This window comes from Caballeronia sp. LZ062 (genome assembly GCF_031450785.1).
Classification (GTDB): Bacteria; Pseudomonadota; Gammaproteobacteria; order Burkholderiales; family Burkholderiaceae; genus Caballeronia.
The window spans coordinates 2945626-2967259 of the sequence record NZ_JARTWB010000002.1 but is presented as its reverse complement, the minus strand read 5'-3'; the positions used below and the strand labels follow the sequence as shown (position 1 = coordinate 2967259).

General features: G+C 64.1%; 20 protein-coding genes. 5 read left to right on the top strand and 15 right to left on the bottom strand.

Features of this window, described 5'->3' with window-relative positions; genetic code table 11:
• Positions 1-11: 11 nt before the first annotated feature.
• The 6 genes from aroB to pilM form a co-directional block, all read right to left on the bottom strand.
• Positions 12-1109 carry a 3-dehydroquinate synthase gene (gene aroB, locus P9239_RS19935; RefSeq protein ID WP_309753871.1) on the bottom strand — a complete coding sequence of 366 codons (1098 nt, stop codon included), beginning with the start codon at positions 1107-1109 and terminating at the stop codon, positions 12-14.
• On the bottom strand, positions 1109-1660 hold the full coding sequence (locus P9239_RS19930) for a shikimate kinase (RefSeq protein ID WP_309754173.1): 552 nt from the start codon (positions 1658-1660) through the stop codon (positions 1109-1111). The genes aroB and P9239_RS19930 overlap by 1 nt, the downstream gene beginning before the upstream one ends.
• Positions 1661-1763: 103 nt before the next feature.
• Complete coding sequence (locus P9239_RS19925) at positions 1764-3287, bottom strand: type IV pilus secretin PilQ (protein WP_404980073.1); 1524 nt, start codon at positions 3285-3287, stop codon at positions 1764-1766.
• Complete coding sequence (gene pilO / locus P9239_RS19920) at positions 3284-4147, bottom strand: type 4a pilus biogenesis protein PilO (RefSeq protein WP_309753870.1); 864 nt, start codon at positions 4145-4147, stop codon at positions 3284-3286. The genes P9239_RS19925 and pilO overlap by 4 nt, the downstream gene beginning before the upstream one ends.
• Entirely contained in the window at positions 4144-4812 is a 669-nt protein-coding gene (locus P9239_RS19915) for a PilN domain-containing protein (protein ID WP_309753869.1), read from the bottom strand. The genes pilO and P9239_RS19915 overlap by 4 nt, the downstream gene beginning before the upstream one ends.
• Complete coding sequence (gene pilM / locus P9239_RS19910) at positions 4809-5807, bottom strand: pilus assembly protein PilM (RefSeq protein WP_309753868.1); 999 nt, start codon at positions 5805-5807, stop codon at positions 4809-4811. The genes P9239_RS19915 and pilM overlap by 4 nt, the downstream gene beginning before the upstream one ends.
• Before the next feature lie 252 nt (positions 5808-6059).
• On the opposite strand from pilM, the gene P9239_RS19905 reads away from it, so the two are divergent.
• Complete coding sequence (locus P9239_RS19905) at positions 6060-8471, top strand: penicillin-binding protein 1A (protein WP_309753867.1); 2412 nt, start codon at positions 6060-6062, stop codon at positions 8469-8471.
• A 21-nt stretch (positions 8472-8492) separates the two neighbouring features.
• Here the strand turns inward: P9239_RS19905 and cyaY are convergent, their stop codons facing one another.
• Entirely contained in the window at positions 8493-8810 is a 318-nt protein-coding gene (cyaY, locus tag P9239_RS19900) for an iron donor protein CyaY (RefSeq protein ID WP_309753866.1), read from the bottom strand.
• Between the two features lie 35 nt (positions 8811-8845).
• On the opposite strand from cyaY, the gene P9239_RS19895 reads away from it, so the two are divergent.
• Together P9239_RS19895 and lysA are read left to right on the top strand one after the other, a co-directional pair.
• A complete protein-coding gene (locus P9239_RS19895) occupies positions 8846-9169 on the top strand; it encodes an LPS translocon maturation chaperone LptM (protein ID WP_309753865.1) in 324 nt (107 codons plus the stop codon).
• 45 nt (positions 9170-9214) lie between these two features.
• Positions 9215-10477, top strand: coding sequence for a diaminopimelate decarboxylase (gene lysA / locus P9239_RS19890; protein WP_309753864.1), 1263 nt, complete (start codon positions 9215-9217; stop codon positions 10475-10477).
• 49 nt (positions 10478-10526) lie between these two features.
• Here lysA and msrQ read toward each other — a convergent pair whose 3' ends face one another.
• The 5 genes from msrQ to P9239_RS19865 all read right to left on the bottom strand — a co-directional run bounded on the left by msrQ (position 10527) and on the right by P9239_RS19865 (position 16604).
• Positions 10527-11195: a protein-methionine-sulfoxide reductase heme-binding subunit MsrQ gene (gene msrQ, locus P9239_RS19885; protein WP_309753863.1), complete on the bottom strand. Its 669-nt coding sequence runs from the start codon at positions 11193-11195 to the stop codon at positions 10527-10529.
• Between the two features lie 2 nt (positions 11196-11197).
• Positions 11198-12187, bottom strand: a complete 990-nt coding sequence (gene msrP, locus P9239_RS19880) for a protein-methionine-sulfoxide reductase catalytic subunit MsrP (RefSeq protein WP_309753862.1) — start codon at positions 12185-12187, stop codon at positions 11198-11200.
• A gap of 128 nt (positions 12188-12315) precedes the next feature.
• Positions 12316-13518: a c-type cytochrome biogenesis protein CcsB gene (gene ccsB, locus P9239_RS19875; RefSeq protein ID WP_309753861.1), complete on the bottom strand. Its 1203-nt coding sequence runs from the start codon at positions 13516-13518 to the stop codon at positions 12316-12318.
• 4 nt (positions 13519-13522) lie between these two features.
• Complete coding sequence (locus P9239_RS19870; protein ID WP_309753860.1) at positions 13523-15766, bottom strand: cytochrome c biogenesis protein ResB; 2244 nt, start codon at positions 15764-15766, stop codon at positions 13523-13525.
• Positions 15767-15941: 175 nt separating this feature from the next.
• Positions 15942-16604 carry a c-type cytochrome gene (locus P9239_RS19865; RefSeq protein WP_309753859.1) on the bottom strand — a complete coding sequence of 221 codons (663 nt, stop codon included), beginning with the start codon at positions 16602-16604 and terminating at the stop codon, positions 15942-15944.
• Between the two features lie 308 nt (positions 16605-16912).
• Between P9239_RS19865 and yihA the strand changes: the two genes are divergently transcribed.
• Both yihA and hemB read left to right on the top strand, forming a co-directional pair.
• The gene (gene yihA / locus P9239_RS19860; RefSeq protein WP_309753858.1) at positions 16913-17566 is read left to right on the top strand and encodes a ribosome biogenesis GTP-binding protein YihA/YsxC; all 654 of its coding nucleotides are present in this window, start codon (positions 16913-16915) and stop codon (positions 17564-17566) included.
• A 261-nt stretch (positions 17567-17827) separates the two neighbouring features.
• Positions 17828-18826 (top strand): porphobilinogen synthase, encoded by a 999-nt coding sequence (gene hemB / locus P9239_RS19855; RefSeq protein ID WP_309753857.1) that lies wholly within the window; start codon positions 17828-17830, stop codon positions 18824-18826.
• Between the two features lie 54 nt (positions 18827-18880).
• Here hemB and dsbD read toward each other — a convergent pair whose 3' ends face one another.
• The 3 genes from dsbD to rplQ form a co-directional block, all read right to left on the bottom strand.
• Positions 18881-20716, bottom strand: coding sequence for a protein-disulfide reductase DsbD (gene dsbD / locus P9239_RS19850; RefSeq protein ID WP_309753856.1), 1836 nt, complete (start codon positions 20714-20716; stop codon positions 18881-18883).
• Entirely contained in the window at positions 20709-21041 is a 333-nt protein-coding gene (cutA, locus tag P9239_RS19845) for a divalent-cation tolerance protein CutA (protein ID WP_309753855.1), read from the bottom strand. The genes dsbD and cutA overlap by 8 nt, the downstream gene beginning before the upstream one ends.
• Before the next feature lie 146 nt (positions 21042-21187).
• Positions 21188-21583, bottom strand: coding sequence for a 50S ribosomal protein L17 (gene rplQ / locus P9239_RS19840; protein WP_008344047.1), 396 nt, complete (start codon positions 21581-21583; stop codon positions 21188-21190).
• Positions 21584-21634: the final 51 nt, after the last annotated feature.

Sequence of the window (21634 nt, the reverse complement as noted above, 5' to 3'; positions counted from 1 at the left end):
TGCTTGATCGATCAGACGCTGGCAGCGAGCGTCTCGCGCACGGCCTGATCGGGCGCGCCGGTGATTTCCGTCGCGCCGAAGCGGGTCAGCAGAATGAATTTGATTTCCCCGGCTTCGGCCTTTTTGTCGACCTTCATCAGGTCGATGTAACGGTCGTCGCCGAGCTTCGGCGCCGTTACGGGCAGCTTCGCCGCTTCGATCACACGCACGAGCCGCTTGCGCGCAGCGTCGTCGAGCCTGCCCAAGCGCACGGACAAGTCCGCCGCCATCACCATGCCGCAGCCGACCGCCTCGCCGTGCAGCCACTCGCCGTAGCCGAGCCCGGCTTCGATGGCGTGGCCGAACGTGTGGCCGAAATTGAGGATCGCGCGCTGTCCGCCTTCGCGCTCGTCCGACGCCACCACGGAAGCCTTGATTTCGCACGAGCGCTTGACCGCGTGCGCCAGCGCGCTTTCGTCGCGGTCGTTCAAAGCCCCGATGTTCGCTTCGATCCACTCGAAGAACTCGGCATCGGCGATTGCGCCCGTCTTGATGACTTCCGCGATACCCGCCGCCAGTTCGCGCGCAGGCAACGTGTGCAGCGCGCCGATATCCGCGATGACCGCTTGCGGCTGATAGAACGCGCCGATCATGTTCTTGCCGAGCGGATGATTGATGCCGGTCTTGCCGCCCACCGACGAATCCACTTGCGCAAGCAGCGTGGTCGGCACCTGGATGAACGGCACGCCGCGCATGTAGCACGCCGCCGCGAAGCCGGTCATGTCGCCGACGACGCCGCCGCCGAGCGCGATGAGCGTCGTCTTTCGGTCCGCGCGATTCGAAAGCAGCGCGTCGAAAATGGTGTTGAGCGTTTCCCAGTTTTTGTGCGCTTCGCCGTCGGGCAGCACGACGGTCGTCACCTTCTTGCCGAGCGGTTCGAGCGCGGCGCGCAGCGTGTCGCCGTAAAGCGGATCGACGGTGGCGTTACTGACGATTGCAACCGACGAACCCTTGATATGCGGCGCGAAAAGCTCGGTGCGGCTCATGACGCCCGCACCAATATGAATGGGATAGGCGCGCTCGCCTAACTCGACGTTGACGGTGATCGTTGGGGTAATCATGGCGGACATTATGACTCAGCCGACTTGATGACGCCGGCCACCTCCAGTTGCATCAGGACCATGTTGACGAGCGCGTTGACGGTCGGACGGCCGGTCTCCACGACGAAGTGCGCGCACTCGTGATAGAGCGGATCGCGCGTTCGAAAAAGCGTTTCGAGCTTGCCGCGCGGGTCGTCGGTTTGCAAAAGCGGCCGGTTCTTGTCGCGGCGCGTGCGCTGCCAGAGATCGTGTGGATTGGCGCGAAGATAAATGACGATGCCGCGATTCCTCAGATGTTCGCGATTCTCCGGCCGCAACACCGCGCCGCCGCCGGTCGCCAGCACGATGCCGCTCTTCTGCGACAGCTCGTCGATGACATTCACTTCGCGCTGACGAAATCCGCTCTCGCCTTCCAGTTCCCAGATGACCGGAATACGCGCGCCGGTGCGCGCTTCGATTTCCAGGTCCGAGTCGATGAAATCGCGCTGCAACCGGCGCGCAACCGCGCGGCCCACGGTGGTTTTGCCCGCCCCCATGAGTCCGACGAAAAAAATGTTCGCGTTCGCGTGCCCTTCCTGCAACGTCAATCCTTTCGAGGTATCGAATTCGTTCGTGCGGCAGCTTAAGGGCAAACCGCCCGCTTTGTCGAGTCGAGGCCGCCGCGCCGGCCCGGCCGCATCCGGCCTATCCGTCCGATGCAATCACATGCGGGGTGATCAGGATAACCAGCTCGCTGTGCAGCTTGCGTCGGGCGTCGTGCCGGAACAGCCAGCCGACGAGCGGCAGTCTCATCAGCCCCGGCACGCCGGTCACGTCCTCGCGGTCATCGTCGGAATAGATACCGCCGATCGCCACCGTGCCGCCGTCCTCGACTTCGACGCGCGTCTGCACGTGCTTCGTATTGATGGCGGGCCCCGACGCCGTCTGCTCGCCGACGCTGTCTTTCGCCACGTCCAGATCCAGCACGACGTGCCCGTGCGGCGTGATCTGCGGCTCGACCTCCAGTTTGAGCGCAGCGCGCCGAAACTGCACGCCGGAAACGCCATTGCCGACTTTTGCCTGATAAGGCAGCTCGGTACCTTGCTCGACGATAGCCTTTGCGCGGTCCGCCGTCACGACGCGCGGCCGTGACACGACCTTGCCGCGCCCTTCCGCTTCGAGCGCGCTCAGCTGGATGTCGAGCAGCCGCGTGGCCTGCGCCGCGAACAGCGTGAGCCCGGCCGTGGCCGCGTCGAAACCGTTGAGCGGCTGCGCCGACAGATCGTATACCACGCCGTCCTTGCCGCCCGCGATGCCACGCGCCGTATCGCCCGTCGGCGCGACGCCCAGCTTCACGCCCAGATTGCGCGACAACCCGGTCTCGCCTTCCACGATCCGTGCTTCGATCATGACCTGCGGCGTCGGCTTGTCGATGGCGGCGATCAGCTCGGCGATCTGCTGCACGCGTGCGTCGAGGTCGGTCACGAAGAGCAGGTTCGTGCGCATGTCGGCCATCGCGGAACCGCGCTTGGACAGCACGCGCTGCGTTCCGGAGCCGGTAAGCAGCTTGCGGACGTCGTCGGCGCGCGGATAGCGCAGCAGAAAGGTGCGGCTTGCGAGCGGTTCCAGGTCGGCGGCACGGGCGTGAGCTTCGTAACGCAGCTTTTCGCGGGCCGCCAGTTCGGCGAGCGGCGCGACCCAGATTACGTTGCCGTGCTGCTCCATGGCGAGTCCGTTCACGTCGAGAAGCGTGTCGAACGCGCGCCGCCACGGCACCGCAGCCAGATTGATCGACACCTGCCCGCGCACCTTCTCGCTCGCGATGATGTTGAGCCCGGTAAAACGCGCGAAGCTCTGCAGCGCGGCGCTGAGGTCCGCGTTTTTGAGGTCGAGCGTGACCGGCTTGCCGTCGTCGGCGGCGGGACGCGCGTTACCCGATGCACTCAGCCGTTGCAATTGCGGCAGCGGCACGGGCGGGCCTTCGAGCGGCTCGTCGGCGCTCGCGGCGCTGGCGGCGGGTTGCGCGGACGGCGACGGCGACGGCGGCGGCGACGCCAACGGCACGCTCGTATCGACAGCGAACTGGTCGGTCGGCAAGGTGTCGAACGCTGCCGGCAGCGGCGGCAAAGGCGCGACCGCCGCATCGCCGCTTTCGACTGCCGCCACCGCTCGCGCCAAGAAAAGCGCCGCGACGCCCAGGGCGCGCAGAATGGAAACGGACGCGCTCACTTGCCGTCCTCCGCGAAAGTCAGCGTGCGAATTGCGCCTTGGCCGCTTGCCAGTTGGATGGCGCGCGGCTGCACGCGCTGGAGCCGCTCATCGCCAATTGTCTGCCCCGGCTCGACATGCTCGACGCTTTTCGCGCCCTGCACGAGCGCCATCGCGCGATGCCGTCCGACCAGCGTGCCCACGAGCAGCATGCCTGCTCCACGCGAAAGTCCGTCGGCGCCGCCCTTCCCGAAAGGATCGACGATGAACGCGTCCATGCGCGGCGGCTCCGCGAGCGGCACGGCGGGCAACGAGTCGTAAATGCGCAGCGTCGCGTCGATGGTCAGCGCACCGGCTTGCCGCCTGATCTGGACGGCTTCAGGCACGACCAGGCGCGGCAGTCCGGCAAGAGCTTCGAGAAAACGCCGGATCTCGGGAAAGGCGCCTTCGGCGCGAAACGTCAGCGCGCGCTCGGAGGGCGTCGGCGTCGATCGGGACATGCCGTTTTTAGTCGGCTGAGGGTCGATCTCCGCCACGCGCAGTCCGTTCTGTGTGGCGAGCGCGGCGACGGCGTGCAGCGCATCGGCGGCGGTCCAGCTTTCGGGCTTCATCGCGCTCGCCGCGACGCGCCGCTGCAGATCGGGCAGTTCGGCGACGACGCGCCCGACGTCGTCCAGCTTGCGCTGCGTCGCGACAAGCGCGGCGCGGCTTGCATCGAGCTGGATCACGCCGGAGGTGCGCCAGCCTTGCACCCCGAGCGCGGATACGACGAACGCAAACACAAGCGCGGTGATGGCAGTCCTGCGTTTCGACCATTGGTCGAGTGGCTGAAGAATGAGCGGCCGTTGCCGCGCCAGGGAATGCAGGGTGATAACGCTCATCGGGTCCTCCTTTCAGTCGACGCCTTCGCGCCCGCGGGCCTCGCGGGTCGTGTCGTCCCGTCCGCCGACGCATAGCGCACGAGCGCGGTGAATTCGTATCGTTCAGCGGCGGAATCACGCGACGCGACGGTTTCTCGCCTTCCCGGCGCTACGGTTTCCGCGCGCCGCTTCATCTCGACCACTTCCACCGATTGCACACCGCGCAGCGCTTCCAGACGCTTCAACCAGCGCGCCGCCATTTGCGAGTCGGGCGCGAGCGCGGCGAGTTCGACCTCGTCGGCGCGCTGCGTAACGCGCTGGAGCGCGACATCGCCCGGAGCGGGCGCCTCGGCGAGCGCATCCAGCAGCGCGAGAAAGCGATCGCGCGGCCCGGCGAGCGGTTGCGCGGCCTCGCGTGCGCGACGCCGTTCGGCTTCAGTGCGCAGCAGCCGGGCGTGTTCGTCGATGTGTGCGCTCGACGCACGCAACGTCGTTTCGAGCGCGATGCGGCGGTCGTCCAGACGCGCCTGCTGGAACGCGTCCCAGCCGACGACGCCGCCAACGGCCGCGCATCCCGCCAGTCCGGCGGCAGCCAGAATGGCGAACCGCTGACGGCGCAGCGAGCGACGCCTTCGCGCCCGGTGAGGAAGCAGGTTGAAACCCTCGACAGTCGCGACGCTCGTCATTGCAGCACCTCGCGCAGCGCGAGCCCGAACGCGACCGCGAAAAGCGGCGAATGCTTCAGCGCCCCCGGAATCGCGGATGCGCCGTGGCAGTACGGAGCCGACTCGAACGGCAATGCCGGACAGCCGAAGACTCGCGTCAGCGCCGGAAGGGAAAGTTGCGCCTGCGCCAGCAATTTCTCCTGGCCGCCCACGAAGATGCAGCCGGGCGGCGTGGCGCCGGCCAGATCGCGCAACGCATCGGTGGCGCTGGCGTACTCCGGCGCGGGATAGCGCACTTCGCGCTCGACCTCGGCTGCGTTGACGAGCCATCCGTACAGCCCGCCGCTGTCCAGCCAGCAGGCTAGATAACGTGCCTCGGAGCCCAGCTCGGTTTTGCCGGAATGACGCATCGCGCGCAGTGCGGCGGCGGGCTCGCCGTCGATTGCGCACAACGCGATGCCGGCCGCAGCCGCCGTTTCCACGCGCGCCTCGACGTGCTGGCGCGCCGTCGCGGAGATCGCCACGTCGGGCTGGCCGTTTGCGCGCGCGTGCACGGACCAGTCGACCGCGAGCGCGCTGCGCTCGATTCCCGACACGCGCTCGGCCTCGGCAAGGACCGCAGGCTCCAGCAGGCCGCACGGGTCGGCGCCGATGGCCGCCATGTCCGGCTCGCGCGTCTCGATCAGGCGCGCGAGCGGCACGCGCGTGCTGTGCGTCGCGGATGCGGGCAGGCCCATGGCGCAACGCAGGGCGCGCCACGCGCCGTTCTGCGGCAGGCGCGCGACCGCCTCGCGCAGCGCCGCCGCGACGGCCGCACGGTCGACGAACTCGCTTTCGACTACCGCGCCCGGCGCGAGCGGCACCGCGTCGAGATGTTCGACGCACACCGTCGAGTCCCTTTTCAAGCGCCGGCTCAACACGGCGATGCGCACCGCGTCCTCGCTGACGTCGATGCCCGCCGCGAACCGGCGCGTGACCGTCAGCATCGTGCCGCGAAAGGCATTTTCGTTTCTCATGACTACTCCTTCTCTTACTCGCGCGCCGAACCGTTCGTGCGCTTGCAGTAGAAGAATTGTCGTGACGGCGGCGCACGGCGAACATTCGGCCGAATGGCTAACGCGTGCGGTGGCAGGATGTTTTGCCGGGCTATCGCGGGTATTGTTGGAGTGACGAAAAGCCGGCGCGATGCATCGGTCAGGTGTCTGGAGTCCCTAGGAAAAACCCGAAACCCGGACGGCTATAATCGCGGGACTGTTTTTGGTGGTGCTATGCAATCCTCTTCCCCGACCAATCCGCCTGCCACGCCGCCCGAACGGCCGAAGAAGGCTCGACGCCCCTGGTACACACGGCTGCTTCTCGGATTTCTCGTCAGCGTTTTCGCGTTGATCGTCTGCGCTGGACTGGTTCTGGGTTATGCGCTCGTCGTCGCGATGCCGAATCTGCCGTCCCTCGAAGCATTGACCGACTATCGCCCGAAGGTGCCGCTGCGCATTTATACGGCGGACCACGTGCTGATCGGCGAATTCGGCGAGGAACGCCGCAGCGTCGTGCGCATTCAGGACGTGCCCGATCATCTGAAGAAGGCCGTGCTGGCCATCGAGGATGCGCGTTTCTACGATCACGGCGGCGTCGATCTCACCGGCATCCTGCGCGCGGGCAGCGTCGCGCTGACGAACGGCCACGCGTCGCAGGGCGCGAGCACGATCACCATGCAGGTCGCGCGCAACTTCTTCCTGTCGAGCGAAAAGACCTATACGCGCAAGATCTACGAAATGCTGCTCGCGTACAAGATCGAGCGCGCGTTGACGAAAGATCAGATTCTCGAGGTGTACATGAATCAGATCTATCTCGGGCAGCGCGCGTATGGTTTTGCCAGCGCGGCGCGCGTCTATTTCGGCAAGGATCTGAAAGACATCACGCTCGCCGAAGCCGCGATGCTCGCGGGTTTGCCGAAAGCGCCGTCGGCCTATAACCCGGTAGTGAATCCGAAGCGCGCGAAGGTTCGGCAGGAGTACATCCTTCAGCGCATGCGCGAACTCGGCTTCATAACCGAGGACCAGTACGAGCAGGCGACGAAGCAGCCGCTCGTCGTGAAGGGCCAGGGCCGCGAATTCAGCGTGCACGCCGAGTACGTGGCGGAAATGGTGCGCCAGATGATGTACGCGCAGTACCGCGAAGAAGCGTACACGCGCGGCCTCAACGTAGTGACGACCATCGATTCCGCCGATCAGGACGCCGCCTATCGCGCCGTGCGCAAAGGGCTGATGGACTACGAACGGCGTCACGGCTATCGCGGGCCGGAGGGTTTCATCGATCTGCCGTCGAAAGCGGACGACCGCGAACAGGCTATCGACGACGCGCTCGCCGAGCATCCGGACAACGGCGAGATCGTCGCGGCGGTTGTCACTGCGGCGAGCACGAAGGAAGTGAAGGCCAGCTTCATCGACGGCAACGTGGCCACCGTGAGCGGCAGCAACCTGCGCTTCGTCGCGAATGCGCTTTCGCCGCGCGCGCAGCCGAACCAGCGCATTCGCCCCGGCGCCATCGTGCGGCTCGTGAAAAACGATGACGGCGACTGGACCATCACGCAACTGCCGCAAGTGGAAGGCGCGCTCATTTCGATGGTGCCGCAGGACGGCGCGATCCGCGCGCTCGTCGGCGGATTCGATTTCAACAAGAACAAGTTCAATCACGTGACGCAAGCGTGGCGTCAGCCGGGATCGAGCTTCAAGCCGTTCATCTATTCGGCCTCGCTGGAGAAGGGTCTGTCGCCAGCGACGATCATCAACGACGGGCCGCTCTTCTTCACCGCCGCCGAAACCGGCGGTCAGGCGTGGGAGCCGAAGAACTACGGCGGCGGCTTCGACGGCCCGATGACCATGCGCACCGCGCTCCAGAAGTCGAAGAACATGGTGTCGATCCGCATTCTGAACACCATCGGCACGAAGTACGGGCAGCAGTACATCACGCGTTTTGGTTTCGACGCGGACCGTCATCCCGCCTATCTGCCGATGGCGCTCGGCGCGGGCCTCGTCACGCCGCTGCAAATGGCGGCGGGCTATGCGGTGTTCGCAAACGGCGGCTATCGGGTGAATCCGTATCTGATTGCCGATATCACCGATCCGTACGGCGCGGTCGTGTCGCACCCGCAACCGCTCGTCGCGCAGCAAACAGCGCCGCTCGCCATCACGCCGCGCAACGCTTACGTGATGAACAGTCTGCTGCAAAGCGTCGCGCAGCACGGCACGGCGGCGAAGACGAACCAGCTCAAGCGCAGCGATCTGGCCGGCAAGACCGGCACGACGAACGATTCGCGCGACGCCTGGTTCGCCGGCTATCAGCGTTCGCTCGTGGCGATTGCGTGGGTCGGCTACGACAATCCGCGCAGCCTCGGCGACAAGGAAACGGGCGGCGGACTCGCGCTGCCCGTCTGGATGGACTACATGGGCCGCGCGCTGCAAGGCGTGCCCGAGTACAAGCCGTTGATGCCGCCCGACGTGAAATCGCTCGGCGGCGAGCTGTACTACGACGACATGACGCCGGGCCACGGGTTTATCGCGACCATCGGCGTCAGTCAGGCGCCGCCGCAGGAAGGCGGCGTGTCGGGCGTGACCGCGCCCGCGCCGGATGTCGGCGAACAGGAAAAGCAGGACATCATGAATCTGTTCAAGGGGCAGTGAGCATCGCGCGCCCCGCGCCGGTCACGCTTTGAAGCTGACCGGCTCGCCTGCCTGTGCGGTCGAATATTGCGTGAGCGCGGCGAAGAACTCCGTGTTGTCGCGGGTGTCGCGCCACTTGCCGTCGACATATTTGTAGTGAAATCCGCCCGCCTTCGCCGCGAGCCAGATTTCGTGTTTCGGCGGCTGAAGATTCACGATCACCTTCGTGCGGTTCTCGAATTCGAGCGTCAACACGTTGCCGCTTCGCTCGAATTCGATATCGGCTTCGGCCTGGTCGACGGACCGCTCGATCGCCGTCAGCACGGCCTCCGCCAAGGTCAGGTATTCCTGGTCTGTCATGCTAAACTCCATCGATTCTATGTACAGGGACGGTCATGCGAGCTGTTTTCAGGATGAGCGCGATTGTAGCGGCTGCCAGCATTTGTGCCGCGACCACGCTCACGCTCGGCGGTTGTGGGCAACGCGGTCCGCTTTATCTCCCCGTCGTTCCTCCCATGCCGCAGCGCCCTGAGAACCTTCAGGATACGCCGCCTTCCGGCGTGACTCCCAGCGACGAAACCGCGTCGCGCGCCGGCCGGACCGGAAGCAACGCGTCGGGCGACGTGCCCGACACGTCCGGCGAGCCGCTTTCGCTCGCGCCCGAGACCGACCTGAAGACGACGCCCGCGGCACCGAAAGCCGCGTCGTCCGCTGACTGACCGGCAAGCCTTCGCGCCCTGGCGCATCTTCCATTCCAAGCACGCATGAGTGATTCCGCATTCCACTATGTCGACGGCGTGCTGCACGCCGAAGGCGTCTCCGCCGCGTCGCTCGCGCAGCAGTTCGGCACGCCGCTTTACGTCTATTCCCGCGATGCCCTGACACGCGCCTATCGCGCTTACGCCGACGCGTGCGCCGGACGCCGCGCGGTCGTGCATGTGGCTGTGAAGGCCAACAGCAATCTCGCGGTGCTTAACGTGTTCGCGAAGATGGGCGCGGGCTTCGATATCGTTTCGTCGGGCGAGCTGGCGCGTGTGCTGGCGGCGGGCGGCAAGGCGGAGAACACGGTGTTTTCGGGCGTCGGCAAGTCGGCGGCTGAGATGCGGGAGGCGCTGGAAGCGGGCGTCAAGTGCTTCAACGTCGAGTCGATTCCCGAACTGCACGCGCTCAACGAAGTCGCGAAGTCGCTCGGCAAGCGCGCGCCGGTTTCGCTGCGTGTGAACCCGGACGTGGACGCAAAGACGCATCCGTACATTTCCACGGGCCTCAAGTCGAACAAGTTCGGCGTGGCGTTCAGCGACGCGCGTGCGACGTATCGCGAAGCGCACGCGATGCCCAATCTCGACGTCGTCGGCATCGACTGCCATATCGGCTCGCAGATCACGGAGATCAGCCCATATCTCGACGCGCTCGACAAGCTGCTCGATCTCGTCGAGCAGATCGAAGCGGACGGCATGTCCATTCGTCATGTGGACGTCGGCGGCGGTCTCGGCATTACTTACGACGACGAGACGCCGCCCGATATCGGCGATTTCGTGCGCGCGCTGCTCGCGCATATCGAAAAGCGCGGCCACGGTCAGCGGGAAGTGTATTTCGAGCCGGGGCGCTCGCTCGTCGGCAATGCGGGTGTGCTGCTCACGCGCGTGGAGTATCTGAAGCCGGGCGAGGAGAAGAGCTTCGCCATTGTCGATGCCGCCATGAACGACCTCGCGCGCCCCGCGATGTACGAGGCGTTTCATCGCATCGTGCCGGTCGTGAAGCGAGATGCGCCCGCGCACAAGTACGACGTGGTCGGCCCGGTCTGCGAAAGCGGCGACTGGCTCGGGCGTGATCGCGATCTGGCCGTCGAGCCGGGCGACTTGCTCGCCATCTGCTCGGCCGGCGCTTACGGCTTCGTGATGAGCTCGAACTACAACACGCGCCCGCGCGCCGCCGAAGTCATGGTCGATGGCGAGCGCGCCCGCCTCGTGCGCCAGCGCGAAGACGTGCGGCAACTGTTCGCCGGCGAGTCGATCCTGCCGGACTGACGGTCACTGCGACACCGACGAAGAAAGCGATGCCGAGGCATCGCTTTTTTTATGCGCGCGTCGCGGCTTTCGACTTCAGCCAAACAACCAGACGCCAGCCGAGCAACGCAATCAAGATCGCGCCGTAGATTTTCGGCAGTATCAGATCGTGCTTGCCCGCCTTCATCCACCAGAAATGCAGGATGGCGAGCGCGGCGATCACATAGATCGTGCGATGAAGGGTTTGCCAGCGGCGGCCGAGCTTGCGCACCATCGCTTTGGGCGACGTGACAGCGAGCGGAATCAGCAAGACGAACGCCGCGAAGCCGACCGTGATGAACGGGCGCTTGCCGATGTCCTTGAAAATTTCCGCGACGTCGAACCACTTGTCGAACCAGAAGTACGTCGTGAAATGGAGCGCGGCGTAAAAGAACGCATAGAGTCCGATCATGCGGCGAAAGCGCACGAGCGCGGTCACGCCGGTCAAGCGTCGGGCGGGCGTGATCGCGAGCGTGATGCACAGGAACACGAGCGTCCAGAGTCCTGTCGAGCGCGTGATGAACTCGATCGGGTTCGCGCCCAATCCGCCATGCACGCCGGTCACGCCGAGCAGCACGATGCGCGCAAGCGGGTACAGCGCGGCCATGAACACTGCGACCTTCGCGGGCACGATCCAGCGCGGCCCCGTCTGCACGCGCGCGCGTGATTGCGTCGTTTTGAGATCGGTTGCGCTCGGCATGGTCAGAAGTTCTTCTTGAGGTCCATGCCCTGATACAGCGACGCCACCTGATCGCCGTATCCGTTGAACATCAGCGTCTTGCGTTTGGGCGTGAAAAATCCGTCCTCGCCGATGCGCCGCTCCGTCGCCTGACTCCAACGCGGATGATCCACGTTAGGGTTCACGTTCGAATAGAAGCCGTACTCGTTCGGCGCGTAAGTGTTCCAGCTCGTCGGCGGCTGCTTTTCGACGAAGCGGATCTTGACCAGCGACTTCGCGCTCTTGAAGCCGTACTTCCACGGCACCACGATGCGCACCGGCGCGCCGTTCTGATTCGGCAACACTTCGCCGTAGAGGCCGACGGTCAGGAGCGTGAGCGGGTTCATCGCTTCATCCATGCGCAAGCCCTCGGAGTACGGCCAATCGAGGATCGGCGTGGAAAGGCCCGGCATCTGCGAACGGTCTGCGAGCGTGACGAACTGCACGTACTTCGCGTTGCCCGTCGGCTCCGCGCGCTTGATCAACTCGGACAGCGACACGCCGATCCATGGAATCACCATCGACCAGCCTTCGACGCATCGCAGCCGGTAGATGCGCTCTTCCAGCGGCGCGAGCTTGAGAATCTCGTCGATGTCGTAGACCTTCGGATTCTTGATCTCGCCTTCCACCGACACTTTCCACGGCCGCGGATGCAACGTGCCCGCGTGCTCGGCCGGATCGCCCTTGTCGGTGCCGAACTCGTAGAAGTTGTTGTACGTGGTGACGTCTTTGAGCGGCGTCGGTTTGTCCAGCGCGACGAACTTCGCATTGGTCTTCGCGGCGAGCTTCTGGCCCTTCGCATCGGGCGAAGTCAGCGTCGCTTGAGCGAGACCGCTCGCGCCCGCGAGCCCCGTTGCCGCGAGCGCGCCGAGCGAGCGCAGCGCGCGGCGGCGGTTTTCGAACACGTCGCGCGGCGTGATCTCATGAAGAGGGATGTCGTCGCCATAAAGCGCGCCATTACGTTTGATCCACATGGAGCCGACTCCTTTGCTTTCGCGATACACAGGCAAACAGCAGAACCGGTGCCCGTATTCCACGCCCAAACGAAAAAAAACCGCCAGCGCGACGCATGGCGGTTTCTCCTTTTTCTATGCTGGCCGGCTCACAGCTTGCCGTAACTGTGCAAGCCCGACAGGAACATGTTGACGCCGAGGAACGCGAACGTCGTGACGATCAGACCCGTCAGCGCCCACCACGCCGCCGCAGCGCCGCGCAGGCCCTTCATCAGCCGCATGTGCAGCCACGCTGCGTAGTTCAGCCAGACGATCAGCGCCCACGTTTCCTTCGGGTCCCAGCTCCAATAGCCGCCCCACGCTTCCGCCGCCCACAGCGCGCCGAGAATGGTCGCGATGGTGAAGAACGCGAAGCCGACCGCGATCGACTTGTACATGACGTCGTCGAGCACTTCGAGCGATGGCAGACGGTCTGCCAGCACGCCGCGCTGCTTCGCGAGATACGCGACCGACACCATCGCGGAGAGCGCGAAGCTGCCGTAACCGATGAAGTTCGCCGGCACGTGGATCTTCATCCACCAGCTTTGCAGCGCGGGCACGAGCGGCTGAATCTGCTGCGCGTCGCGGGCAATCGAATACCACATCAGGAAACCGACGGCCGCGCTGATCACGAGCAGCACGAACGCGCCCATTTGCCGCGTCGCGTAGTGCTGTTCGTAATAGAGATAGAACAGCGCCGTGATCATGCAGAACAGCACGAAGACTTCGTAAAGATTCGAAATGGGAATGTGGCCGACGTCGCTGCCGATCATGTACGACTCGTACCAGCGCACCATCATGCCGGTGAAGCCCATCAGCACTGCGACCCAGGTCATGCGCGAGCCGATCGCGCCGCCCGTCTGCGAACGCGTGACGAGCCCGATCCAGTAGAAGAGCGTCGCGAGAATGAAGAGCGCGCTCATCCACAGAATCGCGGACTGGCTCGACAGGAAGTACTTGAGGAAGAAGTTCGTATCCGCGCGCGCGAGATCATGCTGATAAAGCTGAATGGACAGCAACGACATGACCGCGATCAGCGCGATCAGCAAGCGCACGGGCTTCCAGCGCCAGCCGAGCACGACGAACGTCGGTACCGCGCCGACCAGCACCGCCGTGTCGTACACGTCCATGTACGCGTGATAACGGTTCAGCGCGAAGCCCGCGCCCGCGACCATCGCGAGGGCGAACAGCCAGTCGAGCGCGCCGAGCCTGCGGAAAAACGGACGGTCGTCGAACACGGCGACATCGGGAAGGCTCGATGCCGGACGTTCCGTCTTGGCGGAGGCGTGGGAGGAAGTCTGTGTGAGGTCCATGATCTTACCGTGATGAAACTTCCGAGCTCGCGGCTTCGGATTGCGATTGCGGCGCGGCGGACGCCGGCGCATTTTGAGCGATCGATGGCGCGGCCGGGTCGATTGGCGAAGCGCCGAGCGCCGCGCCCACCGACGCCCGCGTGCGCTCGAATTCCTTTTCGAAATCCAGCGTCCGGCGTGCGGTGGACATGGCCATCAGCACGCTCGCGCCGCCCTGCCCTGAATCTTTGAGCCAGAACCAGAGCCGGCGTTCACGAACATAAAACATCGAGAAGATGCCGACGACCAGCAGAAGGCTGCCAAGATACACCACTTTTTTACCCGGCGCGCGCGTCAGCTGGAATACCGAGGCTTGCACCTGCTTGAACGAATCCAGTTGCAGGAAGACGGGAGAACCGTACAGAAAGCTGTCAGAAAGCGCGTTGATGGACGCCTGAACGAACGCGGTGCTCTTTTCGTCGATCTTCGCGTCCGGCAAGCCGTTCTGCTCGCGCGCCATTTGCCAGACGTCCCACATCGCGCCTTCCAGCATACGCATCAGCAGGCCGGCGGCTTTCTCCTGCTCGCCCTTCGGCACCGATTTGTCGATGAATGCAGCGATGCTCTGGAAACCGCCATTCCGCTGACCATTCGCGCTCGTGGCGCCGTTTTCGTCCGCGCCGGCGAACAGGTTCAGCACGCGCAGCGCGCTTTCTTCCAGATGCTTCTGCAATTCGGCGTTTTCCTGCGGCACCGAACGCAGCGCGAACCGGTGTGCGGCCGCTGCACGCGTCCCGGGCGTCTCCAGCGCGGCGCGGAGGTCCATCCATTGTTTGACGGAGCCTTGCTCGTCGGCCGGAATGCGCAGATAGCGGAACGGATCGTTCGGGCTCACGCGCATACCGGCGAGGAACATTCGCTGACCACCGACATCCACCGGCAGCATGTAGTTGCTGTACTCGCGCGCCTGGCCGTCCGTGCCACGTACTTTGTACTGCACCGACGGGCCGATATTGCGCAGGTCCGTCGGCCTTGATGTCTTCGCGCCGGAACCGAGGCGCTCGTCGAACGCGTCGCGCAGCGTTTCTTTCTTGCCGACGCCGCGCGCGTCCGGCGCGCCGTTGCCGTCCGTCATGTTTTCGACGTTGATCGCGCGGAAATCGGTGAATTCGACCGTTTCGCCCTGTGCGCCGACGAACTGCGACGCGATGGGCGCGGTGCCGCCGATTGTCCCGTTGAACGGCGCGGTCTTGGCGCTGCTGCCTGTCATCGGCCAGGCGGTCATTTCGAGTTTCGAGCCGCCGTCCTGGAAGCTCGATTGGTAAATCGACACGCCGTCATACGTGAACGGCTTGTTCACTTCGACGCGCGCCGGAATGCGCTTGCCCGTCTGGTGATCGATCACGACGATATCGCTCGCGAAGAGCTTCGGCATACCGGTCGAGTAGTAATCGACGATGAACTTGTTGAGCTGAATGGAAAACGGCAGGTCCTGAATGATCGAGCCGTCCTGCTGATTGAGAATGGCCGTGCCGACATACTGCCCTTCCGGCACCCACGCGTAGCCGCGAAACGTCGGATTCGACGTGGAAAGGCGATGCTCGGCGGGGATGTCGTTGATGACCGCGTTCGTGGCGACCGGCGTCTTGTTGAAGAGCCACATTTGCAGCTTGATCGGCAGATTGCTGTCCAGCAGCCCGCCGATGCAGATCACGACAATCGCGAGGTGCGCCGAGATATAGCCGAGCTTCGTGAGCGCGCCGCGCTTGCCGGCGATCAGCGTCGCGCCGGTTTCGGTCTCGCGCCGCACGAAGCGGTAGCCCATCTTCGCGCTGAGACGTTCGAGCGTCGCGGCGGTCTGCGCGCGGTCGGCGGCGACCACGAACTCGCCCTTGTGGTGGAAGGCGCGCAAACTGCCCTCGTGCACGCGATCCTTCCAGTTCTTGATGTCCGCGATCATCTTCGGGCCATTGCGCACGACGCACAGCGATACCGAAATGACGAGGAACACCAGAATCAGCATGAACCACCACGCGCTGTACACGTTGTAGAGGCTCACACCGCGGAAGATGTCCGCCCAGAACGGGCCGAACTGGTTGACGTAGTTCGGGTAGGGGTCTTCCTGCGTCAGCACGGTGCCGATGATGCTCGCAATCGCCAGCACGACCAGTAAGGCGATGGCGAAGCGCATCGAACTCACGAGCTCGACGAAATGCTTGATGGCGCGACGGCTCGACTTCGACTGCAATCCCGATGTGGTGATGCTCATTCAAACTCCGGCTGACAGCAAAAAAGGGTGGAGACGTAAGCGGCCTGACCGACCGACGTCCCACCCTTTTTCTTGTTTTCGCGCCTGCCTCTCTGGGCCGGCTTCGTGCGTAGTATGGGCGATTCCCCGCGTTTTCGCTTTTTGCCGGGAACCGCTGGACGCTCTCGTGCTGCGTTTAATGCAATCCGGCGACGTAATCCGCTACTGCTTTCATTTCCGCGTCGTTCAGGCGCGACGCGATGGCATGCATCGGTTCGCTGTTATTGCGTGTGCCTTGGGCGAAGGCGTTCAGCTGCGCGACGGTGTAATCGCCCCACTGCCACGACAGCCGCGGATACTGCACCGGTATGCCCATGCCCGTTGCGCCATGACACGCGGCGCACGCCGGCACGCCCTTGTCCGCGATGCCGCCGCGGTAGATCTTCTGGCCGAGCGCGACGTCGTTCTTGTCGCGTGCATAGTTGGGCTTGGTCTTCTGGGAAGCGAAGTAGGCGGCCACGTTCACCATGTCCTGGTCCGACAATGCGCCGGCAATGCCGTTCATGATCGGATTATTGCGCGCCGGCGCCTTCGCGCCCGGCTGCGTCTTGTAATCCTTCAGTTGCTTGACGATATAGTCGGCGTGCTGACCCGCGAGCTTGGGAAACGCGGCGCCGGCGCTATTGCCGTCCGCCGCATGACATGCCGCGCAAACCTGAGTCGCGATAGCCTGCCCTCTTGCCGCGTCCGGCTTGGCCGGCTGGGCGGCCTCCGCCGCATTCACTGAAACCGATACCGCCAATCCACCGAGAGCCGCCGCTGCCTGAAGCACCACCAGAGACCTGTACAGTCGGTTCATTCGCGTACCCTGTTTTTCGTCTTGTGAGAATGTTAGGTTCTGCAAAAAACGACGGCAGCCGGACATGGCCGCAGGTACCCGAACGAAAGGGCTCAAAAGATGCCCCGAAACTGTCTCGCTCCTTTATGGGTGACGCCTGCAGCCTGGGTCTTGCGCCCATGCGGGTCTTTAAAAATCCGTCGTATTGTACAATAACCCGCTACACGTAAAGACGCCAGTCGGGGCATGCCCAGTATCGCCGGGGTTCTCTAGGCTTCGAGTCGACGCCTCTCTCTCGCGCTCTTTCGCGCTTTCTTGTGCTCCCGCCAATGTCATTTCTGCTCCATCAAGCCCGCTTCTTCACCACGGTCAATCATCTGCGCGATCTTCCGCCGACGCCGCAGCCGGAGATCGCATTCGCGGGTCGGTCGAACGCCGGAAAATCCACGGCGATCAACGTGCTGTGCAATCAGAAACGTCTTGCATTCGCCAGTAAGACGCCGGGACGCACGCAGCATATCAACTACTTCTCGGTTGGGCCCGAAGCTGCTCCGGTCGGGCATCTCGTCGACCTGCCGGGGTATGGCTACGCCGAAGTGCCCGGCGCGGCGAAGGCGCACTGGCAGCAACTGCTGTCTTCGTATCTTCAGAGCCGCGCGCAACTGCGCGGCATGATCCTGATGATGGATTCGCGCCGTCCGCTGACGGAACTGGACCGCATCATGGTCGACTGGTTCGCGCCCACCGGCAAGCCGATTCACGCGCTGCTCACGAAGTGCGACAAATTGACGCGACAAGAGATGACCAACGCGCTGCGCGCGACGCAGAAGGCGTTCGGTGAATACAAGACAGCGGGCTATCGAGGCGAGCTGAGCGTGCAGCTTTTCTCGGCGCTGAAACGCACCGGGCTCGACGAGGCGCACGAACTGATCGAAAGCTGGCTGATGCCCGAAGAGGCGGCGTCCGAAGGCGCGCCCGAGTGATGTTTCTGATGACAGCGCGCATGCGGGCGGTATAAAAAAACCCGCCGCATGACGGCGGGTGAATAGCCTTATCGAATAACGACAGGCACCCGCTCAGGGAGGAGAAGCGGGGAGCGCGGCGCGAGCGCCTTGCTCGCTGGCTATGATATACCATTGTCTCAAAACGCCTCCGAAACGCTCGCCGGCTTGTCCAGCATGGCTTTGAGCCCTCCAGCTCGCGTCTTGGATCTCCCCCTGAAGCACGTCAATTTGAGTCGAGTCATGAGTTTCTATCCTCATCATCGCCCGCGCCGCATGCGCCGCGATGACTTCTCGCGCCGTCTGATGCGCGAAAACATCCTCACCACCAACGACCTCATTTATCCGGTGTTCATCGTCGAAGGCGCGAACGTCCGCCAGGCCGTGCCGTCGATGCCCGGCGTCGAGCGCACGTCCGTCGATCTGCTGATGAAGGTCGCGGAGCAATGCGTCGAATTGGGCGTTCCGGTGATTTCGCTTTTCCCGGCGATCGAACCGTCGCTCAAGACGCCCGATGGCCGCGAGGCGACCAATCCCGACGGTCTGATTCCGCGTGCTGTGCGCGAACTGAAGAAGAACTTCCCGATGCTCGGCGTCTTGACCGACGTCGCGCTCGATCCGTACACGAGCCACGGCCAGGACGGCGTGCTCGACGAAGAAGGCTACGTCAAGAACGACGAAACCAGCGAGATCCTCGTCGGTCAGGCGCGCACGCAGGCGGAAGCGGGCGTGGATATCGTCGCGCCGTCGGACATGATGGACGGGCGTATCGGCGCCATCCGCGAAATGCTGGAGAGCGACGGCCACATCCACACGCGCATCATGGCGTATGCCGCGAAGTACGCGTCGGCGTTCTACGGCCCGTTCCGCGACGCGGTCGGCTCGGCCGCGAATCTCGGCAAGGGCAACAAGATGACGTATCAGATGGACCCGTCCAACTCCGACGAAGCCATGCGCGAAGTGCGCATGGATATCGAGGAAGGCGCGGACATGGTGATGGTCAAGCCGGGTATGCCGTATCTGGACATCGTCTGGCGCGTGAAGGAGGAGTTCCGCTTCCCGACGTATGCCTACCAGGTCAGCGGTGAATACGCGATGATCAAGGCCGCCACGCAGAATGGCTGGCTCGATCACGACAAGGCGATGATGGAATCGCTGCTCGCGTTCAAGCGCGCGGGCGCGGACGGCGTATTGACGTATTTCGCGCTGGACGCTGCGCGGATTCTGCGCGCGTCGAAGTAAAACTGCGCCTTCAGCAGATCAAAGGGCGATGCTTTGCGGCATCGCCCTTTTCTTTTAGCCGTTGGAAGGTCCGAGCTTGTCGAGACGCTTCAGGAACGTATCCGCCGATTCGTAGCCGACGACCCGCAAAACCTCGTTGCCCTGCGCGTCGAAGAAAATGATGCCCGGCGGCCCGAACAGCTTGAAGCGCTTCAGAAGAGTCTGGTCGTCGACGTTGTTCGCGGTGACGTCGGCGCGCAGAAGAGTCAGTCGAGCAAGGCGCGCCTGAACGCGGGCATCGGAGAAAGTGAGGTTCTCCATCTCCTTGCACGAGACGCACCAGTCCGCGTAGAAGTCCAGCATCGCGGGGCGCGCGGCGGCCTTGACCGCCGTGTCGAGTTCCGTCGAGGATCGCACCGGTGCGAAGATCGGTTCGCGGCTCTGTGCCGAGGCAGTCGCGGTCGGGTTGGCTCGCGACGCCAGCACAGCGAGCGGCCGCAGCGGATCGGTCGATCCCGCCGCGAGACCGATAAGCAGCGCGGCGGCCCAAATGGCGAAAACCGCGCCGAGCCCGCGCCCGAGGCGCTTCCACACGGTTGCCGGCGCAGCGGTGACCGCCCCGAACACGCCGAGCGACGCTGCTGCAATCAACAGCCACAGCGCGCCGAGCAGCATACGGGCGACGCCGCCGATCACCGGCCACACGATCCACAACGCAGCCGCCAGCAACACGACGCCGAAGAACACTTTCACGCCGTCCATCCACGCGCCGGCTCGCGGCAGAAATGACCCGGCGCCGAGCCCGATGACGAGCAGCGGCACGCCAAGACCGACGCCCATAGCGAACAGCGCCGCACCGCCGAGCAGCGCGTTGCCCGTATGCGCAATAAACGCCAGGACCGCGAAGAGCGGCGCCGTCATGCACGCGCCGACGACCAGCGCCGACAACGCGCCCATTACCGCGACCGCGGCGAACTTGCCGCCGCTGCGCTTCTGCGATGCTTCATTGACGCTGCTTTGCCAACGTTCGGGCAACGCGATATCGACGCCCGAGATTAGCGTGACAGCGAAGATGGTGAGCAAGACGCCGAACGCGCCGAGCACCCACGGGTTCTGCAACCATGCGCCGAGACTCTGGCCGATCAGCGCCGCCGCCACGCCGACCGCCGTATAGACGAGCGCCATGCCCACGACATAGGAAACGGAAAGCGCAAAGCCGCGCGCCCGCGTCACGCGCGCGCCCTCGCCGACGATGATGGCGGAGAGAATCGGAATCATCGGGTACGAGCACGGCAGCAGACTCAGCACCATGCCCGCCAGAAAGTACAGACCGACGACGGCGAAGGATCCGCCGCCTTCGAGCATGGATTGCGCGTAGTCGGCGCTCGTTGCGCGCTCGAAGAGAGATTGCGACGCGTCCGTCGCCGGCACGGCCGTCGTCGAGGCGCGCGCAGCTTGCAGCGCGGCGCCCTTCACGCGATACGTGCGCTCCATCGGCGGATAGCAGATACCTTGATCGGCGCATCCCTGTGAGGTGACGGCCAGTTCGAATGGGCCCTTGGCCTCCGTGACCGGAATCCGGATGAGCAGTTCGCCGCGATACGTCTCGACGTCCTCGTTGAAGGTTTGGTCGAAGTGAACCTTGCCGGCGGGCAACTGCGCCGCGCCGAGTGTCGCATCGCCGCTTTTGACCGCGAAGGCGAATCGCTCGCGGTACATGTAGTAACCGTCTGCGACTTTATAACGCACGTCCACTTCGCCCGGTTGCTCGGACGCACTAAACTTGAAAGCGACAGCGGGGTCGAGGAAATCATCGGCTGCGCGTGCCGCGCCCAAGACACCGCAGAACAGCGCCAAGAGCAGCAACGCGCCCCACGCGCGACGCCCGAAGGGTCGAATAAGCTCAAACATGAAGAGGACGCTGCGTTTCTACGTTGACCCACTGGCCGTAGGCTGGCGAGGCATCGGCCTGCCACACGAGGATCTCGGGCGTTTCGTACGGATGCCGCTGCGCGACGAATTGCTGCAACTCTTCGGCACGCGCGACGCTAGTCTTAATCAACACCTGCACTTCCTGCGACGACTCCACCGCGCCCTTCCAGTGATAGTGCGATTCAACCGCGCCGAGCTTGGTCACGCAAGCGGCGAGGCGCGCTTCGAGAATGCCCTGAGCGAGCGCATTCGCCGATTCGTCATCGGGCAGCGTAGTCAGCATCAGGACGACGGGAACGTTCACGTTCGGCTCCGGAAAGCGGGTAACGACCAATATCGTAGCATTCGCGACTGCGCCGTATCGCTAGCGCGCCACGGCCGCCGAACGCGTGCCGCCAAAAACAAAAAAGGCCAAGCTGAGCTTGGCCTTTTGCTTACCGCTTACCGAATTTATTCAGCTTCCTGAACTTCTTCGGTTTCTTCGACTTCCGGGCGATCCATCAGTTGGACCAGCGCCATCGGCGCATTGTCGCCGACGCGGAAACCGAACTTCAGGATGCTCAGGTAGCCACCCGGACGGTTCGCGTAGCGCGGGCCAAGAACGTCGAACAGCTTCGCGACGGAATCACGATCGCGCAGACGGTTGAACGCCAGACGGCGGTTTGCCAGCGACGGCTTCTTGCCGAGCGTGATCAGCGGCTCGACGACCTTGCGCAGTTCCTTGGCCTTCGGCAGCGTCGTCTTGATGACTTCATGCTCGATCAGCGAGTTCGACATGTTACGGAGCATTGCCAGACGGTGGCTGCTCGTGCGGTTCAGTTTCCGCAGACCATGCTTGTGACGCATTTTCAGTTCCTTTAACGAGTTTTGATCCAGCTCTTCTATTGCGCTCCGTTT

Bases quoted from the DNA above. Each gene is read 5' to 3' on its own strand.
- pilM (WP_309753868.1), bottom strand. From the start codon at position 5,807: ATGAGAAACGAAAATGCCTTTCGCGGCACGATGCTGACGGTCACGCGC.
- cyaY (WP_309753866.1), bottom strand. From the start codon at position 8,810: ATGACAGACCAGGAATACCTGACCTTGGCGGAGGCCGTGCTGACGGCG.
- P9239_RS19895 (WP_309753865.1), top strand. From the start codon at position 8,846: ATGCGAGCTGTTTTCAGGATGAGCGCGATTGTAGCGGCTGCCAGCATT.
- msrP (WP_309753862.1), bottom strand. From the start codon at position 12,187: ATGTGGATCAAACGTAATGGCGCGCTTTATGGCGACGACATCCCTCTT.
- P9239_RS19865 (WP_309753859.1), bottom strand. From the start codon at position 16,604: ATGAACCGACTGTACAGGTCTCTGGTGGTGCTTCAGGCAGCGGCGGCT.
- rplQ (WP_008344047.1), bottom strand. From the start codon at position 21,583: ATGCGTCACAAGCATGGTCTGCGGAAACTGAACCGCACGAGCAGCCAC.
- dsbD (WP_309753856.1), bottom strand. From the start codon at position 20,716: ATGTTTGAGCTTATTCGACCCTTCGGGCGTCGCGCGTGGGGCGCGTTG.
- P9239_RS19905 (WP_309753867.1), top strand. From the start codon at position 6,060: ATGCAATCCTCTTCCCCGACCAATCCGCCTGCCACGCCGCCCGAACGG.
- msrQ (WP_309753863.1), bottom strand. From the start codon at position 11,195: ATGCCGAGCGCAACCGATCTCAAAACGACGCAATCACGCGCGCGCGTG.
- ccsB (WP_309753861.1), bottom strand. From the start codon at position 13,518: ATGGACCTCACACAGACTTCCTCCCACGCCTCCGCCAAGACGGAACGT.
- hemB (WP_309753857.1), top strand. From the start codon at position 17,828: ATGAGTTTCTATCCTCATCATCGCCCGCGCCGCATGCGCCGCGATGAC.
- yihA (WP_309753858.1), top strand. From the start codon at position 16,913: ATGTCATTTCTGCTCCATCAAGCCCGCTTCTTCACCACGGTCAATCAT.
- pilO (WP_309753870.1), bottom strand. From the start codon at position 4,147: ATGAGCGTTATCACCCTGCATTCCCTGGCGCGGCAACGGCCGCTCATT.
- P9239_RS19870 (WP_309753860.1), bottom strand. From the start codon at position 15,766: ATGAGCATCACCACATCGGGATTGCAGTCGAAGTCGAGCCGTCGCGCC.
- aroB (WP_309753871.1), bottom strand. From the start codon at position 1,109: ATGTCCGCCATGATTACCCCAACGATCACCGTCAACGTCGAGTTAGGC.
- lysA (WP_309753864.1), top strand. From the start codon at position 9,215: ATGAGTGATTCCGCATTCCACTATGTCGACGGCGTGCTGCACGCCGAA.
- P9239_RS19915 (WP_309753869.1), bottom strand. From the start codon at position 4,812: ATGACGAGCGTCGCGACTGTCGAGGGTTTCAACCTGCTTCCTCACCGG.